This window comes from Nocardia sp. NPDC051030 (genome assembly GCF_040683015.1).
In the GTDB taxonomy this organism is placed as follows: Bacteria; Actinomycetota; Actinomycetes; order Mycobacteriales; family Mycobacteriaceae; genus Nocardia.
In genome coordinates this window covers 757,414-773,417 of sequence record NZ_JBFBCD010000003.1, presented here as the reverse complement: position 1 = coordinate 773,417, position 16,004 = coordinate 757,414, and the positions used below count along the sequence as shown (strand labels likewise).

Below are 16,004 nucleotides of genomic sequence, written 5' to 3'. Positions count from 1 at the left end.
CTTTGCCCACGCAATTGCAGGGGTGAAGACGTGGAAAAGTGGGTGAAGTCGGTTGTTCGACTAGCCGGCGCGCTCGGTGAGTAGCGGGGCGAGGGTGCGCAGAGCGGGGAGGGGGTCGTGGTCGAGGGCCTGGACTGCGACGTGGTCGGCACCCGCGCGCAGGTGGGCGGTGAGTTGATCGGCTACGGATTCGGGGGTGCCGTGGGCTACGAGGGCGTCGACGACGCGATCGCTGCCCGGGGCGGTGAGGTCTTCGTCGGTGAAACCGAAGCGGCGCAGGTTGTTCGTGTAGTTGCTCAGGCCCAGGTAGAAGCCGACGGTGGTGCGGGCCTTGACGCGGGCGCTGTCGGGGTCGTCGTCGAGGAGCGCCTTGTGCTCGGTGGCGATCAGGGCGTCGGGGCCGAGGAGGGCACGCAGGCTGGCGGTGTGCTCGGGGACCGTGAGGTACGGCAGGGCGGCGGCGGTGCGATCGCGGGAGAGTGTGGCCACCTTCGGGCCGAGCGCTGCGAGGGCGCGACGTTCCTTCGGGACTCCTTCCTCGTCGAGTTCGTCGAGGTAATTCACCAGGGCGTCATAGGGTTTGGTGAAGGCGCTGTCGTGCTCGGGATGGCCGATGCCGATGCCGAGCAGGAAGCGACCGGGGTAGCGGGCCTCGAGGCGGTGGAAGTTCTCGGCGGCCGTCTTGGCCGAGGATGCCCACACGTTCACGATGCTGGAGGCGATGGTGATGTGTTCGGTGGCGGCCAGCAGTGTTTCGAAGCCGTCCCAGTCCGGCGAGGGCGACGCGCCGAGCCAGAGCGTGCCGTAACCGAGCTGTTCGAGCTCTGCCACACCTTCCGGAGTCGCCACCGGATATGCCTGCCAGACACCGATTCGTCCTAGATCATGCGTTGCCATACCTGCGCCCAACATGCCGGAATCGCCGCGCATTCCCGGATCAGCGGTCGAAGTCCGCACGCGCGGACAACACCTCGTCCATATGGGATTCGGACCACTCCTTGAGCTGGGTGAGGATCGGCATGAGGGTCAGGCCCATGGGCGTGAGGGTGTAGTCGACGCGTACCGGAACCTGCGCGGTCATCTGGCGGTGCACGAGGCCGTCACGTTCGAGGGTGCGCAGGGTTTGGGTGAGCATCTTGTTGCTGATGGCGGCGACGGTGTCGCCGAGTTCGCCGTAGCGGTGAGGGCCGTCGGCGAGGGCGGCCATGACCAGGCAGGTCCATTTGTCGCTGATGGTGTCGAGCATGCGGTTGGTGGGGCATTGCGCGATGAAGGCGTTGTATTCGGCTTTGCGCTGGTCGCGGCGTTGGGCGGCATTCATGGTGGTCATCTGGGCTCCCGGGGGTGAGCTAGGAACTTTTCGGTACCTACTGGCTGCGGGGTAGCGGCCCGCCATACGGTGGGTGCACGCCCTCGGCCGCTGGTCATGAAGCCGGCCGAAGGTGATTCACCGGTGGATGTTCCAACCCTTCGCATACTCGGGAGCATTCCAATGCGTGCTGTTGTTATCCAAGAATTCGGTGGGCCGGAGGTACTGCGGTCGATCGAGACGCCGGTGCCCTCACCCGGAGCGGGTGAGGTGCTGGTGAAAGTTGGTGCCAGCCCGGTCAATCCGATCGATATCGGGGCGCGGGTGGGTGCGTTCGCGGCATTCCTGCCGCCGCGCGAATACTATGTGCCCGGAATCGAATTCGCCGGGACGGTCGCGGAACTCGGCGCGGGGGTCACTGATTCGACCCTCGGAGATCCGGTGATCGGGCTGATTCCGTGGCTCGCCGATCCGGTCGGGAGTTACGCGGATTACGTCGTGGTGCCCGCCGATGTCCTGGCTTCCGCGCCGCGCGGCGTCGATCTCGTTGCGGCGGCGACACTTCCGCTGAACGGCATCACCGCCGACGCCGCGGTGCGCGCCGCCGACGCACAGGCGGGGCACACCGTCCTGGTCACGGGAGCCGCCGGTGGCGTCGGCGGGTATGCGGTGCAATTGGCCGCGGCGTCCGGCGCGCGAGTCATCGCGGTGGCCGGTGCGGGCGATGCGGATCTCGTACGGTCCTTGGGCGCAACGGATTTCATCGCCCGGGACGAGTCGCTGGCCGAACGCCTGCGCGAGGTTCGGATCGACGCCGTGATCGATGCTGCCCTGCTGGGCCCGTCGTTGATCACCGTGGTGCGCGATGGCGGCCGGTTCATCGCCCTGCTGCCGCCCGTCGCCCCGGAATCGGAGCGCGATATCACCGTGAGCACGGTTCAGCAGGCCCCCGATGGACGGCGGTTGGCCGAACTCGTGGAACTGGTGGAGGCCGGGCGGCTCACGCTGCGGGTGGCCGAAACCTATCCGCTCGCCGAAGCCGCCGCCGCGCACGCCCGCTTCGAGAAGGGCGGGGTGCGCGGACGACTCGTGCTGCTGCCCAACTGAATTCGGCTCAGCCCTGGCCATCGCCGCCGATGCTGAATCACCCCCCGGTCGGATCGGCCACCGCGGCTATCCGGCCGGAGGGGGTGCCGACGGCGGGCGAGCGGCCGCTCACGCGACCTCGGGAACGGCGGTGTTGCGGTAGCGGCCGGGCGCTACCCCGAATTCGCGTTTGAAGGCCGCGGCGAAGGCGTATTCGGAGGTGTAGCCGGACTTTTCGGCGATGACGCGCAGCAGGGCGTCGGTGTCGCGGAGCATGCGGGCGGCCAGGGTCATGCGCCACCAGGTGAGGTAGGACTGCGGGGCGGTGCCGACGGTGGCGGTGAAACGCTGTGCGAAGACCGAGCGGGACAATCCGGCTTCGATACCGAGCGATTTCACCGTCCAGGGGGCGGCGGGATCGCGGTGGATGGCTTGCAGTGCTGCGTGCACGGCGGGATCACGCAGTGCCGCACCCCAACCCGTCCCGGTGGGCTGATCGTCATACCAGGCACGCAGCAGATACAGCAGCAGTACGGCGAGCAGTGGTCCGATGGCGCCGGAATCCGCGTCGGTGTCGAGTTCGTAGCCGAGCAGATCGATCGCGCCGCGCAGGGCCGGATGACGTCCGATGCGGGCGGGCAGGTGAATGATATCGGGCAGCTCGGACAGCAGCGGATGCGCTCGGGACTGGTCCAGACGGTATGCCCCGCACAGCAATACGGTCGTCTCCCCCGGCTGTGTCGTCGCCTGACGGTCTATACCGATGCCCGGGGTGTCGCCGATGGCGTGCCCGAGTTCGCGCGGCAGGAACACGACATCGCCGACCTGCAATCGGATCGGTTCACCCTGGGTGGGCGTGAGCCAGACCGAACCCTGCAGCACCACATGGAATCCCGCGCCGTCCTGTGCCGGGAATTCGCGATGCCACGGCGCGCGGACCTCGGTGCGGTTGGAATGCGGGATGCCCACGCGCATGGCGGCGACCGCGTCGCTGAGAATGTCCACGCCTCAACCGTACCGGCGAAATCGATATGGCCGGACGATTGAGTATCTAGACCGGACCATCGCGCATGGATCGTCCGACTTGTTGTTCCTAGCGTGGTTTGCGAGCCCGATGCGCGGCTCGTCCGAACCTGCAATGGAGTTGTTTGCCATGAGAATTGCCGTGTACGGAGCCAGCGGATTCACCGGCGGTCTCGCGGTCGCCGAGGTGCATCGCCGTGGTTTCGTCCCTGTCCTGGTCGGGCGTGACCCGGCCCGATTGCGTGCGGCGGCGCTGGCCGCCGGTGTCCCCGATGCCGAGGTGCGAGTCGCGGGACTCGACGATATCGACGCACTCACCGCCGCATTCGACGATTGCGCCGCCGTGGTCAACTGTGCCGGTCCGTTCACCCTCTGGGGTGAGCCGGTCGTGCGCGCGGCGATCGCCGCGTCCTGCCACTATGTCGACACCACCGGTGAACAGCGCTATATCCGAACGATTTTGGACACCTTCGACGAACCGGCCGCGCAGGCCGGGGTCACGCTCGTCCCGGCGATGGCCGATGACGGGGGTCCGGGCGATCTCATCGCCGCAGTGACCGCCGCCCGCGTGAACGCCCCCCTCGAGGACATGCTCATCGCCGACCTGCGACTTCCGGGCGCGGCCTCGCGCGGCACCGCCCGCTCCATGGCCGCCATCTTCGCGGACGGTCCGCTGCACTACACCGACGGAGACTGGCACGAATCCGATGGCGAGCACCCCGCACCGGTTATCCCGCCGGGCGAGGACTCTGCGGTCCCCGTCTACGGTTTCGCCCTGCCCGGCGTCATCACGATCCCCCGCCATGTGCGCACTCGCCGGGTGCGCAGCGCGGTCCGATCGGTGGTCGGCGACCTGTTCCAGGCCTTGACTCCCGATGTGGTGGAGTCGATTCCGGAGGTACTCACCGAATCCGAGCGCCGCGCATCGCGCTGGCTCATGCTGGCCGAGGCGGTGGGTGCGGACGGCAGCCGGGCGCGCGGCTGGGTGAGCGGCCCCGACGGCTATGGCCTGACCGCGGTCATCGCGGTGGAGGCCGCCCGCCGACTCGCCTCCGGCGCAGCCAAACCCGGCGCACTCACCCCCGCGCAGGCCTTCGACCCCACCGATTTCCTGAATTACCTCACCACCCGCGAGGTGAGCTGGGCCGTCGAACAGAACTGACACTGCCGGGCCGCCGATATTTCGGCGGCCCGGCAGGCAGTTCACTCGGATAGTCGGTTCAGTTGGTCCCGTTGACCTTCGGGAACGACTGGGTGATCAGCGTGGTGAGCGTGTCGGCGAGCAGCGCGTGGGTTTGAGCACGATCGAGCGACCCGCGCACGATCCACTCCCGCCCGGCCGCCTTGACCAGCCCCCCGTAACACCGCACCAGCGCCCGCAATTGCTCACTGTGCAGTGAATCGGACAACCCCATCATCTGCACGACGCGGTCGGCGGCGGCACTGTCGGCCTCGTCGAGGATGCGCTGCACCTCCGGGTCGTCGCCGATGCCTTCCAGACCGGTGACCTTCACCCAGGTGGTGCCGTGCTCGCCGATGGTGTCGAGCAGCCATTCCACGCTGGCGTCGATGCGTTCACGCAGCGTTGTCCCGGCGGGCGCGCCGAGTACCTCCGGGCGTGGCAGGGTGACCATTCGGCGCACGACCGCGAGGTAGAGGTCGCGCTTGTTACCGAAGTAGTGATTGATCAGTCCGCGTGCCACGCCGGCGCGCTGGGCGAGCTCGGCGGTGGACACGGCCGCGTACGGCCGTTCTCCGAACATGTCGATGGCGCACGTCAGAATCTGCGCGCGTCGTTCGTCCGGTTCGAGCCGGCGCCGCCGCGACCTGGGGTCGTCGGCCGGGGCCGGCTCGATCGTGGTGTTAGAGTGAGCGGGCAATGAGGTCCTTCATCACCTCGTTGGCGCCCGCGAGGATCCGCAGAACCCGGGCGCCGGTGTACAGCTGGGCAATCGGGTATTCGGTCATATACCCGTAGCCGCCGAAGAACTGCAGGCAGCGATCCACCACATTACCCAGTTGGTCGGTCAACCAGTATTTCGACATGGCCGCGGTGGGAATGTCGAGGTCACCGGTGAGGTGTTTGGTGATGCAGTCGTCGAGGAAGACGCGCCCGACCTTGGCGATGGTGGCGCATTCGGCGAGTTCGAAGCGGGTGTTCTGCATGGCGAACAGCGGTTTGCCGAAGGCCTCACGGCCCTTGGTGTAGTCGATGGTCAGCTCGACGGCCTTCTCGGTCATGGCGACGGCCATGATCGCGGTGACCAGTCGTTCCTGGGCCAGCATCTGCATCATCTGGTAGAAGCCCTGGCCCTCGGCCGTGCCGAGCAGGTTCGACACCGGCACGCGCAGTTCGTCGAAGAACAGCTCCGCGGTGTCCTGGCCCTTGCCGCCGATCTTGGACAGGATGCGCCCGCGCTTGAAGCCGGGGACGTCATCGCCCACCTCGGCGAAGATCAGCGAGACACCGGCCGCGCCCAGACTCGGGTCGGTCTTGGCGGCGATGATGATGCCGTCGCAGAGCCAGCCGTTGGAGATGAAGATCTTCGAGCCGGTGATGACGTATTCGTCGCCCTCACGGACCGCGCGGGTCTTGATGTTCTGCAGATCCGAGCCGGTGCCGGGTTCGGTCATGGCGATCGAGAGCACCATCTCACCGCTGGCCGCCTTGGGCAGCACGCGCGCCTTGAGCTCGTCGGTGCCGAACTCGTTGATGTAGGGCGCGATGATCGAGGAGTGCACGGGCATGCCCATGGCGCCGTCGCCGAGATGGCATTGGGCCTCGATGATGGCGGCCTCGTGGGCGAATGTGCCGCCTCCGCCGCCGTATTCGGCCGGGATGGCCGCGCACAGCAGGCCCAGTTCACCGGCCCGGTTGTACAGCGCGCGATCGGGATGCCCCTGGGCGATGAACTTCTCCTCGTGCGGCACCACCTCCTTCTCGAAGAAGGTGCTCGCGAGTTCTCGTACCGCCTCGACCTCGTCGTCGCTCCATGCGGGGCGTGCCATCGAATGTTCCTTCGCTGTGCGTGCGGGCGCGCGGTTGCGCCTCGAGGACAAGGGTGCACGGCTATTGGCGGCGTGTCAACAATGCGTCAATCGGCGGAACGAGACTGGTTCACCTCGGCCAGGGTGGTGAAGATCGGCGTGTCGGGATCGGCCTCGATGCCCTGGCGGCGCAGGAATCCATCGATCAGACCCCAGGCCAGCTCGCTCGCCTGCTCGATGAACTCGGCGGTCTGCGCCTGGGTCGGGGTATCGGAATCGGTGAGCCACAGATCGGTGATGGCCACGACCGCCCCGACCAGGGCGCGCGAGAGATAGTCCAGCCCGGAGGTGTCCAGGGGCACCGCCTCGGCCACCGAGCGGGCCATCTTGGACAGCCTCGTGGCGGCGTCGCGGCCCAGATCCAGTTGCAGCACACCGGCTCCGGCCTGCTGGATCACCGGTGCCTGGCCCAGGAACCGGAAGACGTTGGGGTGCTCCAGGATTCCCTGCGCGTAGTGGGTGAACATGGTGCGCAGGGAGGTGCGCGGCGGTTGCAGCATGAGCGTCATATCGGTGCCCGCGGCCGCGAAGGCCTGCCGGGACATGCGCGCGGCGATCTCGGTGAAAAGGTCGCCCTTGTCGGCAAATTGGCGATACAGCCGCGGTTTGGTGATGTTCGCCTCGCGGGCGATGTCGTCCATGCTGGGCCGCGGGCCGTCCCGGTCGATCACCCGGACCGCGGCATCGATGATGTCGTCGCGGGTCACCGTCCGCGGGGCCGCTCCGGCGCTGTTTCGAGCCACGAATCGGAGCGTACACGTACCGCCGGTACGCACCACTCCCCCTGCCCAATCCACCCCGAAACCGCTTGTTACCCGCCGGTCACGTGACCGAAGCCACAGTCTAGGTCAACCGTCCGGGATTGATTTAGTACGAAACGTACTGCCAGTATCGGATTGCGTACTGCCGGTACGCACCGGGGCACGGTGGGGGTGTTCCGGCGCGTATCGGCGGTATCACCCAGTCGATACGTGACGCCGAACCCGAAAGAGGCCGATGTCAGACGCAGCCCGTCAGCTCGCCGCCACCCTGCAAGCTCCCCTGCCCGAAGCCTTCGACCGGCTCTCCGAGGCCGACCTCGCCGAACTCGACCGCCTCCTGAACACCGCCCTGACCCAGCGCGCGCAGAACCTCGACGCCGCCATCAGCACCTCCCTCGACTTCGTGCCGCGCCTGATGCGCCCGGCCGTCAAGAAAGCACTGGGTCTGTGAGCGAACATCTCGTCGCCGTTGCCGAAACCACCAAGCTCGCACGCCTGCTGGGGATTTCGGATCCGACCGAACTCGACTTCCTGGTGGATCTGCCGCCCGCCGCGATTCGCGAATTCCGTGAGCGTGCCACCGATCTGCTCTTCGATCGTGATGCCAAGCGGCTCAAGGGGATTGCCGCCGCCTCCAAGCTGGTGCCGGTGGCGATCAGTTCCAAGATGGCCGAGCGGGCGTTCGGGCCGGTGCTGTGCGCGGCGACCGCGAGCGCGGTCGATCCCGGGCGGGCCATCGATATCGCCAAATCGCTGCCGTCGCGGTTCCTGGCCGAATGCTCGGTGCAGCTCGATCCGCGCCGCACCGCCGCCATCATTGCCGCGGTGCCGCCCAAGATGGTCGAGGACGTGGCGCGCGAGCTGCTCGCGCGCGGCGATCACATCACCATGGGCCGGTTCGTGCATGTGGTGCCCGAACCCGCGCTGCGGGCGGCCGCACCGGTGATGAGCGATGTGGATCTGCTGCGCATCGGATTCCTGCTCGAGGACAAGTCGGCCATCGACAAGGTGCTGCACATCGTGGCCGATCGGGTGCCGGGGGTGATCCGCGCGGCCTATGTGCAGAACATGTGGGCCGAGGGCATCGACCTGCTCGATTCCATCGCACCGCACAATCGGGCCTGGATCGGCGATATCACTGCGGGATTGGGCGATGAGGTCCTCGATGCGCTCATCGGCGCGGTGCACGAACTCGATGCCTGGGCCACGCTGCTGCCGATCACCAGCGCCATGAGCCACGACAGCCTGCGCTTGTTCGCCGAACGCCCGGCCGTGCATGCGCAAGAGGTGCTGGCCGCGGTCATGGATACCGCGCTCGATGGCGGGCAGTGGCTCAACCTGCTGCCGCTGGCCGCGCACCTGCCCGAGGCGCAGCTGGCCTTCGTGGCCTCGCGTGTCGGCGACAAGACCGATGAGCGTCTGGCCGAACTCATTCGCGAGGCCGATACGGCCGGGCTGTGGGATGCGCTGATCCCGGTGGCGCTGGCGATGACCGAGGAGAACCGCCGCCGCATGACCGCGCTGCCGATCATGCAGGAGCCAGAGGTGCTGCGCGCGGTCATCGCCAGCACCGCCGAGCACGAATTGTGGTCGCAGGCATTGCCTCTGGTGGATGCCTTGCCCGATTCGGTCAAGCCCGTGCTGGCGTCGTGCATCGGCGATCTGACGCGTGAGCAGCTGCTCACCGCGGTGCTCACCGCCTCGCGCAGCGACACCATCCACACTCTGGTGGATGTCGCGCTGGCTCAGGATCCGCAGGGACGCGCTCGGGTGCTGGAAATCATCGACGGCATGGACGATCTCGAGGAATTCCTCGCCGCGCTCAGCCCGGACACCCCGGATGTGGTGTGGCGGGCCCTGATCGAAGTCCGCGCCGAAATTCCGGCGCGGCTGCTCGCACTGCTCGCCGAACGCGCCCGCGAACTCGGGCGCGACGGTGATGCCGGGGAACTCGAACCCGTCGGCGCGACAACCACATAGCCCGGCCGATCACCTCGCCGACGCGCACAAAGTTCGAGTCGGCGAGGTCGTTGCCTTCGCGTAACGTCTCCTGCGGCCCGCGACGCTTGTCGCGGGAACCCCGTTGTGAGAAAGGCCTATTGGTCATGTTCGAAGCACACAAGATCGTCGGCAGGGTGGCCGTATTCGGTGCCGCGGCCGCCGCGCTCGCCCTCGCGGCACCGACCGCCGGAGCGACCATCACCGGTATCGATATCGCGTCGGGCCTGAGTTTCGGCAGCTCGACCTCCTATGGAGTCGGCTGCTCGTACACGGTCACCGTGACCGCGGCACCCGGGACCTCGGTGTCGCTCAAGGACGTGAACACCGACAACAAGCCCGAAGACGGCTACTGGCTCTCGTTCAATCCGATCGGCGTGGTCACCGACTCCAGCGGCAAGGGCACCACCACCTGGTACCCGCGCTGGAAGGGCCTGCACACCATCACCGGCCAGGAATTCGGTTCCGACGCCACCTTCACCGTCACCGCGACTGCCGGGACCGGTACCAAGACCGGTCCCGCCTGCCTCGTGTCCTGAGTCGTTAACCGCACTCCCCGGCACCGGCGAGTCGAATCGCCTCGATGGCGATCGCCTGATCGGGCGGCGAGGTGAATGCCCACTCCGGTGCTTCCACCAGCGCACCGATCGCGCCATCCACGCCCAAGTCCTGCACCATCTGCAGCCGCCCGCCGCATTGGGCGCGGGCCGCGGCCGTGATGTCCTCCGCCGATGGCGGCGGGGGTGGCGGGGGCGTGGATGGCGGCTGCGGCGCAAGCGAAGTGGACGTTGTGGTGGTGGGCAAAGCTGTGCTGGTCGCGGCCGGGCGCGCCGCCACCGCGTCGTCCGAGCTGTCCGAGTCGTTGAACATCATGATCGCGAGCAAAGCGACGGTGCCGACGCAGACCGCCGCCGCACCCACCGTCAACGGCCTCGGGAACCGACGGCCTCCCAGTCCCGCGGTGATCGGGATGGTCGACGCCGCGAGTGGCTTGTTCAAAGAGGCCAGGGCCTGCTGTGCGGCCTCGGCCAGCGCACCACAGCTCGCATACCGCGCGGCCGGATCCTTGGCGAGCGCGGTCGCGATCACCCGGTCGAACACCGGGGGCAGGCCGGGTCGCACCGAACTCGGCGCGGGCGGCGTCTCGTCGCGGTGCGCGGCCAGTACCGCCGCCGGATCGGTGAGCGGGAACGGCGGTCGGCCGGTGAGGAATTCGTACAGCGTGCAACCGAGGGAGTACACGTCCGCCCGCTGATCGATCATCCCGGAGAACCGTTCCGGCGCGGCATACGCGAAGGACGACGTCACATCGGTCGCGGTGCCATCGAGGGAGCGCGCGATCCCGAAATCGGTGACCAGCACCAGATCCCGGTCCTCGTCATCGATCTCCACCAACAGGTTCGCCGGGCGGATATCGCGATGCAGCATCCCCGCCGCATGGGCATGGTCCACACCCCGGGCGGCCTGGGTCACCCAGTCGACCGCGCGCGCCACCGGCAAGGCCCCGCCCTCGCGCACCAGCCGCGCCGCGGAGATGCCGTACACGAACTCCATGGCGTACCACAGGTGTTCGTCCCCGACCGCGCTGTGGTCGTACACCGCAACGATATTCGGATGCTCCAGCCCCGCCAGCAACGCGATCTCGAGCGCGAACCAGGCCCGCGCCGTCTGCCGCACGGCGAAATCCTCGTGCAACGCCTTGAGCGCCACATCTCGATCCACCTTAGGGTGCCGAGCCAGATATACCTTCCCCATCCCGCCCACACCGATCACCCGATCCAGGGTGTACCCGGCCAACACATCCCCGTGCACCAGCGGCACGCATACCTCCTACCAAGCGCGGCCCGGCGCAGTCCCCGAGTCACAACGGCCAGAGCCTACCCAGCCGCACCGACCACCGCCGCACCCATCGCTCGACCGGACCGACAACTTACGCAACCCAGTCATCTTTCCGATGGACCCGGATTCACAGCGAGAGCAATGAATTCGTCCAGGATCGGGGTGCGCCGGGCGGGACTCCAGGCCAGGCTCACCTGATTGGGAGCGATATCGCGGACCAGTAGATGGGTGAGGTCGGGGCGACTGTAAAAAGTGGCTACCGAGAGCGGCAGGAAGGCGATGCCATGGCCCGCGGCGACGTGTTCGAGCTTCTCCTCGACGCTGTGGAAATCCGGGACGCGGGGGCGGGGTGAGCGTAGTTCGGTGGCGATGTCACGCCATTCGGGGACCAGATCCGGTGGCTGGAGCAGATGTTCGTCGGCCAGGTCGGCGACGGCGACTTCGGACCGGCCTGCCAGGGCATGGTCGGCCGTGAGTACTACGACGCGCGGTTCGGTATGCAGAGGGCGGACCTCCAAGCCCTCCGAATCGATCGGCAGGCGAACGAAACTCACGTCCACTCGGCCGTCATGGATGACCGCTGTCTGGTCGTCCCACGTGGTGCGGACCAGATTCACGGTCAGCTCGGGGTGGCGGTCGGTCAGGGCACGGACCAGGGCGGTCACGATCAGGCCCGGCATGAAACCGATTGTGAAGGTGTCGGCGTCCTGGGCTGCGCGAATCACCCTGCGTTGCAGGGCTTGTGCTCCCGACAGCAGTGGGACCGCATCGGCGAGGAGCTGTTCGCCTGCGGGGGTGAGGACCGTCGAGCGCCGGTCTCGGACGAAAAGCTGTACGCCCAACTCGTTTTCCAGCGCACGGATCTGGCGCGACAGGACCGGCTGCGCGATGAACAGCTTCTGCGCGGCCCGGCCGAAATGCAGGTGCTCGGCCACGGCAACGAAATAGCGGAGCTTGCGGAGATCCAGATCGTTCATGATGCCTTCAGGGTATTACAGCGGCGCACATAGGTCTTGGACGTACGCCAGGGCTCGGAACCAAGGTGAGAGGGACAGTTTTCGACAGATAGGACCGGTCATGACCCTGGCAGGACAGCACATCGTCGTACTCGGCGGCACCTCCGGAATCGGGCTCGCCGTCGCACGAGCCACCGCCGAACAGGGCGCGAAAGTCACCGTCGTCTCCAGCCGCCAGACAAGCGTCGACCACGCGGTCAACGGATTGCCCTCCGGCGCACAGGGATTCGTCGCCGACCTGACCGACAGCGCACAGATCCACGCACTGTTCGAACAGCTCGGCCCCCTCGACCACCTCGTCTACACCGCAGGAGAAGCGCTCCTGCTCTCCCCCCTGGCCGAACTCGATATCGCTGACACCCAGAAGTTCTTCCAGCTGCGGTACTTCAGCGCACTCACCGTCATCCAAGCCGCCCTGCCACGATTGCGACCGGACGGCTCGATCACCCTCACCACCGGAACAGCTGGACCCCGGCCCATACCCGGATCGAGCGTCACCTCGAGCCTGTGCGGAGCGGTCGAAAGCCTCACCCGCGCGCTCGCGGTCGAACTCGCCCCGATTCGCGTCAATGCGGTCATGCCCGGCGTCGTGCGCACACCACTATGGGATTCCTTCCCCGAGGAAATCCGCGACCAGCTCTACCGGGACACCGCCGCCGCCACTCCCCTGCACCGCATCGGCGAGGTCGACGAGATCGCCCACGCCTACCTCTACCTGCTCACCCAACCGCACGCGACCGGCACCATTCTCACCCTCGACGGCGGTGCGGTCCTGGCCTGAACCGGCCCGTGTCCTAGCCCTCGACCGGCCGCCCACTTCCACGATGCGACAATGGTCAGGTCAACCGCCCCGCACACGAAGGATCACCCCGCTTCCCGATGGCCGCTCATACGACCCCGGTAACCCCCGACCTCACGGCCATCGCCCCCGACGAGCTGGCAGTCTGCCTGCGCGTCCTGGAACAAGCGGGTGAACTCGACAAGGACCATCCCGATTCGGTGGCCGTGCAACGGGCCGTCAGCCACATGTTCAAGAAGTTCAAACAGCGCAAGCGCATCGAAGCCCGCGACGCGGTGGCGACCGCCGACAAGGCGGTCGTCGCCGCCACCGCCACCGGCTCGCCCAATCGCATCGACGACGAGACCGCGGGCATCCCGATCAGCTCGGCCACCGACGTCGAGGCCGGTACCGCGGGCACCCTGCTCAAGCCGCGGCCCTGCTACATCTGCAAGCAGCGCTACACCCGCGTCGACGCCTTCTACCACCAGCTGTGCCCCGACTGCGCGGCCAAGAGCCACGCCAAGCGCGACGCCCGCACCGATCTCACCGGACGCCGCGCCCTGCTCACCGGCGGCCGCGCCAAGATCGGCATGTACATCGCGCTGCGGCTGCTGCGCGACGGCGCGCACACCACCATCACCACCCGATTCCCCAATGACGCCATCCGGCGTTTCGCCGCCCAGCACGACAGCGCCGACTGGCTGCACCGGCTGCGCATCGTCGGCATCGACTTGCGTGACCCCGCGCAGGTGGTTGCGCTCGCCGACGACATCGCCGCACAAGGCCCGCTCGACATCCTGATCAACAATGCCGCGCAGACCGTGCGCCGCTCCGCCGGTGCCTACAGCGCACTGGTCGAAGCCGAGAACGGTCCGCTGCCCGCGGGCGAACTGCCCGATGTGATCAGCTTCGGCAAGACCATGCAGGCGCACCCGACCGCGCTCACCGCCTCGCTCACCCCGAACCTCACCGCCGCTGATATCACCGATCTCGCGCTCGTTGCGGGTTCGGCCACGCCCGAACGCATTTCGCAGGGCGTCGCCATCGACGCCGGTGGTCTCGTCCCCGACCTCGCACACACCAATAGTTGGGTGCAGGCCGTCGGCGAAGTCGACGCCACCGAACTTCTCGAAGTGCAGCTGTGCAATTCGGTCGCGCCGTTCATCCTCATCTCGCGACTACGCCCCGCCATGGCCGCCGCGGCCGCCGACCGCAAGTACGTCGTGAACGTCTCCGCCATGGAAGGCGTCTTCGCGCGCGGCTACAAGGGCCCCGGCCACCCGCACACCAATATGGCCAAGGCCGCCCTGAACATGTTGACTCGCACCAGCGCTCGCGAAATGTACGACACCGACCGCATTCTCATGACCGCCGTCGACACCGGCTGGATCACCGACGAGCGCCCGCACTACACCAAGATCCGCCTCGCCGAGGAAGGCTTCCACGCCCCCCTCGACCTGGTCGACGGCGCCGCCCGCGTCTACGACCCCATCGTGCGCGGCGAAGACGGCGACGAACTCTACGGCTGCTTCCTCAAGGACTACGAGCCCTCCAACTGGTGACCCCCCGGGGTTGACCCTTACGCAGGGGTCAACCCCGTCTTGTCACTGGCGTCTTTTGAGGTCGTAAGGCACGAAGGTTGGTGAGGTTTCGTTGGAGGATGACACATAGTGAGATGCGCATATTGACGTATAGATATGTAATGCCTTGCCATTGACTGGGCGGACGGATCTTCGGCGCCTGGACCAGGGATTTCGTTCTCCAACCCACGGACGGCCTGCGATCCACACTGCGGCCTCGATGGCCGCTCCCCCGCTGCTGTGCCACGTTGACGCACTCAAGCTCACATATATAGATGCGCATATCGGCGTGTATGTATGGTTCTAGCTCGCCAATCCCCTACCCCACCAGCTGTGCGGGGGCCATAATCTAGCCGACCAGCACCTCTAGCGCGGGGGAACCTTATGGGCGGCAAGGGTATCGGTGGGGTTGTGCGGGATCGGTTGCCGTTTTTGCGGTGGTCGTGGATTCGGTTCGCGGTGGGGCTGCCGCGGTTCATTCGGACCGGGCAGATCGGGGATGGGCGGGAGGCGGCGGCTCGGGCCTTTGTGATCGCGCATTCGAAGGTTGGGGATCCGGACAGTGTGCTGGCGGCGTTCGATGACTTCGCGCGCAATCACACGATGTTGGTGAATGTCGGGGATGAGAAGGGGCTGATTCTGGATGCCGCGATCGGGCGGGCCAAGCCTCGGCTGTTGCTCGAACTCGGGGCTTACTGCGGGTATAGCGCGGTGCGGGCCGGGCGTGATATGCCGGATGACGCGAAGCTGGTGTCGGTCGAGTTCAATGCCGACAATGCGGAGATCGCTCGCACGGTCATCGCGCAGGCGGGGTTGTCGGATCGGGTGAGCGTGGTGGTCGGGAGCATCGGGGATGGCGGCGGGACGGTCGAGCAGCTCCGCAAGGAGCACGGATTCGGGCCGGGGGCACTCGATTTCCTCTTCATCGATCACGAGAAGTCCGTCTACCTCTCGGATCTGCGGATCATCAAGGAAGCGGGCTGGCTGCATCCCGGCAGTGTCGTGGTCGCGGACAATGTGAAGGTGCCCGGCGCGCCCGACTACCTGCGCTACATGCGGGAGCAGGAGGGCACGAGCTGGCGCACGGTCGAGCACAGCACGCACGTCGAATATCAGTCGCTGCTCAAGGATCTCGTGCTGGAATCCGAGTACCTGGGCTGACGGCTCCTATGCTGGTGGCATGATCTACCGGCTGCTGGCCGATGTGACCGCGAGCGTGCATTTCGTCTTCGTGGCCTATGTCGTGGTGGGCGGGTTCATCGCCTGGCGATGGCGGCGAACGATCTGGCTGCATCTGATGGCGTTCGCGTGGGGGTTCAGCACGGTGCTGTTCGGGTTCGAATGCCCGCTCACCGATCTGGAGAACTGGTCGCGGCACAAGGCCGGTGAGGCGGGTTTGCCGTCGAGCGGCTTCATCGACCACTACATCACCGGCGTGCTGTATCCGCGCAGCGCACTCGAACTGGTTCGCGTGCTGGTGGTGCTCTGCGTGCTGATCAGCTGGGCCGGACTGATCTACCTGTCCCGACGGCGGGCGGCCAGATCGGCCGTCGCGAGCTGAAT

At 67.0% G+C, this 16,004-nt stretch carries 17 protein-coding genes; 9 read left to right on the top strand and 8 right to left on the bottom strand.

Annotation, left to right across the window (positions count from 1 at the left end):
* Nucleotides 1–60: 60 nt before the first annotated feature.
* Complete coding sequence (locus AB0N05_RS12980; protein ID WP_364691840.1) at nt 61–957, bottom strand: LLM class F420-dependent oxidoreductase; 897 nt, start codon at nt 955–957, stop codon at nt 61–63.
* A complete protein-coding gene (locus tag AB0N05_RS12975; RefSeq protein ID WP_364691837.1) occupies nt 938–1,330 on the bottom strand; it encodes a helix-turn-helix domain-containing protein in 393 nt (130 codons plus the stop codon). The genes AB0N05_RS12980 and AB0N05_RS12975 overlap by 20 nt, the downstream gene beginning before the upstream one ends.
* Nucleotides 1,331–1,492: 162 nt before the next feature.
* Between AB0N05_RS12975 and AB0N05_RS12970 the strand changes: the two genes are divergently transcribed.
* Nucleotides 1,493–2,416 (top strand): NADP-dependent oxidoreductase, encoded by a 924-nt coding sequence (locus AB0N05_RS12970; RefSeq protein ID WP_364691834.1) that lies wholly within the window; start codon nt 1,493–1,495, stop codon nt 2,414–2,416.
* A 108-nt stretch (nt 2,417–2,524) separates the two neighbouring features.
* Here AB0N05_RS12970 and AB0N05_RS12965 read toward each other — a convergent pair whose 3' ends face one another.
* Nucleotides 2,525–3,400 (bottom strand): AraC family transcriptional regulator, encoded by an 876-nt coding sequence (locus tag AB0N05_RS12965; RefSeq protein WP_364691831.1) that lies wholly within the window; start codon nt 3,398–3,400, stop codon nt 2,525–2,527.
* A 148-nt stretch (nt 3,401–3,548) separates the two neighbouring features.
* On the opposite strand from AB0N05_RS12965, the gene AB0N05_RS12960 reads away from it, so the two are divergent.
* Nucleotides 3,549–4,580, top strand: a complete 1,032-nt coding sequence (locus AB0N05_RS12960; protein WP_364691828.1) for a saccharopine dehydrogenase NADP-binding domain-containing protein — start codon at nt 3,549–3,551, stop codon at nt 4,578–4,580.
* Between the two features lie 58 nt (nt 4,581–4,638).
* On the opposite strand, the gene AB0N05_RS12955 is transcribed toward AB0N05_RS12960, so the two are convergent.
* The 3 genes from AB0N05_RS12955 to AB0N05_RS12945 all read right to left on the bottom strand — a co-directional run bounded on the left by AB0N05_RS12955 (nt 4,639) and on the right by AB0N05_RS12945 (nt 7,209).
* Entirely contained in the window at nt 4,639–5,298 is a 660-nt protein-coding gene (locus tag AB0N05_RS12955) for a TetR/AcrR family transcriptional regulator (protein ID WP_364691825.1), read from the bottom strand.
* Nucleotides 5,282–6,427 carry an acyl-CoA dehydrogenase family protein gene (locus tag AB0N05_RS12950; RefSeq protein ID WP_364691822.1) on the bottom strand — a complete coding sequence of 382 codons (1,146 nt, stop codon included), beginning with the start codon at nt 6,425–6,427 and terminating at the stop codon, nt 5,282–5,284. The genes AB0N05_RS12955 and AB0N05_RS12950 overlap by 17 nt, the downstream gene beginning before the upstream one ends.
* Before the next feature lie 86 nt (nt 6,428–6,513).
* Nucleotides 6,514–7,209 (bottom strand): TetR/AcrR family transcriptional regulator, encoded by a 696-nt coding sequence (locus tag AB0N05_RS12945; RefSeq protein ID WP_364691820.1) that lies wholly within the window; start codon nt 7,207–7,209, stop codon nt 6,514–6,516.
* A 253-nt stretch (nt 7,210–7,462) separates the two neighbouring features.
* Between AB0N05_RS12945 and AB0N05_RS12940 the strand changes: the two genes are divergently transcribed.
* From AB0N05_RS12940 to AB0N05_RS12930, 3 genes are all read left to right on the top strand, one after another.
* Nucleotides 7,463–7,678 carry a hypothetical protein gene (locus AB0N05_RS12940; protein WP_364691817.1) on the top strand — a complete coding sequence of 72 codons (216 nt, stop codon included), beginning with the start codon at nt 7,463–7,465 and terminating at the stop codon, nt 7,676–7,678.
* Nucleotides 7,675–9,207 (top strand): hypothetical protein, encoded by a 1,533-nt coding sequence (locus tag AB0N05_RS12935; protein WP_364691814.1) that lies wholly within the window; start codon nt 7,675–7,677, stop codon nt 9,205–9,207. Before AB0N05_RS12940 ends, AB0N05_RS12935 begins: the two co-directional genes overlap by 4 nt.
* 125 nt (nt 9,208–9,332) lie before the next feature.
* Nucleotides 9,333–9,764, top strand: coding sequence for a hypothetical protein (locus AB0N05_RS12930; protein ID WP_364691811.1), 432 nt, complete (start codon nt 9,333–9,335; stop codon nt 9,762–9,764).
* A gap of 4 nt (nt 9,765–9,768) precedes the next feature.
* On the opposite strand, the gene AB0N05_RS12925 is transcribed toward AB0N05_RS12930, so the two are convergent.
* Together AB0N05_RS12925 and AB0N05_RS12920 are read right to left on the bottom strand one after the other, a co-directional pair.
* A complete protein-coding gene (locus AB0N05_RS12925; protein WP_364691808.1) occupies nt 9,769–11,046 on the bottom strand; it encodes a serine/threonine-protein kinase in 1,278 nt (425 codons plus the stop codon).
* A 122-nt stretch (nt 11,047–11,168) separates the two neighbouring features.
* Complete coding sequence (locus AB0N05_RS12920) at nt 11,169–12,041, bottom strand: LysR substrate-binding domain-containing protein (RefSeq protein WP_364691805.1); 873 nt, start codon at nt 12,039–12,041, stop codon at nt 11,169–11,171.
* A gap of 100 nt (nt 12,042–12,141) precedes the next feature.
* Between AB0N05_RS12920 and AB0N05_RS12915 the strand changes: the two genes are divergently transcribed.
* From AB0N05_RS12915 to AB0N05_RS12900, 4 genes are all read left to right on the top strand, one after another.
* Nucleotides 12,142–12,861, top strand: coding sequence for an SDR family oxidoreductase (locus AB0N05_RS12915; protein WP_364691802.1), 720 nt, complete (start codon nt 12,142–12,144; stop codon nt 12,859–12,861).
* Between the two features lie 98 nt (nt 12,862–12,959).
* A complete protein-coding gene (locus tag AB0N05_RS12910; protein ID WP_364691799.1) occupies nt 12,960–14,423 on the top strand; it encodes an SDR family NAD(P)-dependent oxidoreductase in 1,464 nt (487 codons plus the stop codon).
* Nucleotides 14,424–14,825: 402 nt separating this feature from the next.
* Entirely contained in the window at nt 14,826–15,602 is a 777-nt protein-coding gene (locus tag AB0N05_RS12905) for a class I SAM-dependent methyltransferase (protein WP_364691796.1), read from the top strand.
* A gap of 19 nt (nt 15,603–15,621) precedes the next feature.
* Nucleotides 15,622–16,002, top strand: a complete 381-nt coding sequence (locus AB0N05_RS12900) for a DUF2784 domain-containing protein (RefSeq protein ID WP_364691793.1) — start codon at nt 15,622–15,624, stop codon at nt 16,000–16,002.
* The last annotated feature ends 2 nt before the right edge of the window (nt 16,003–16,004 follow it).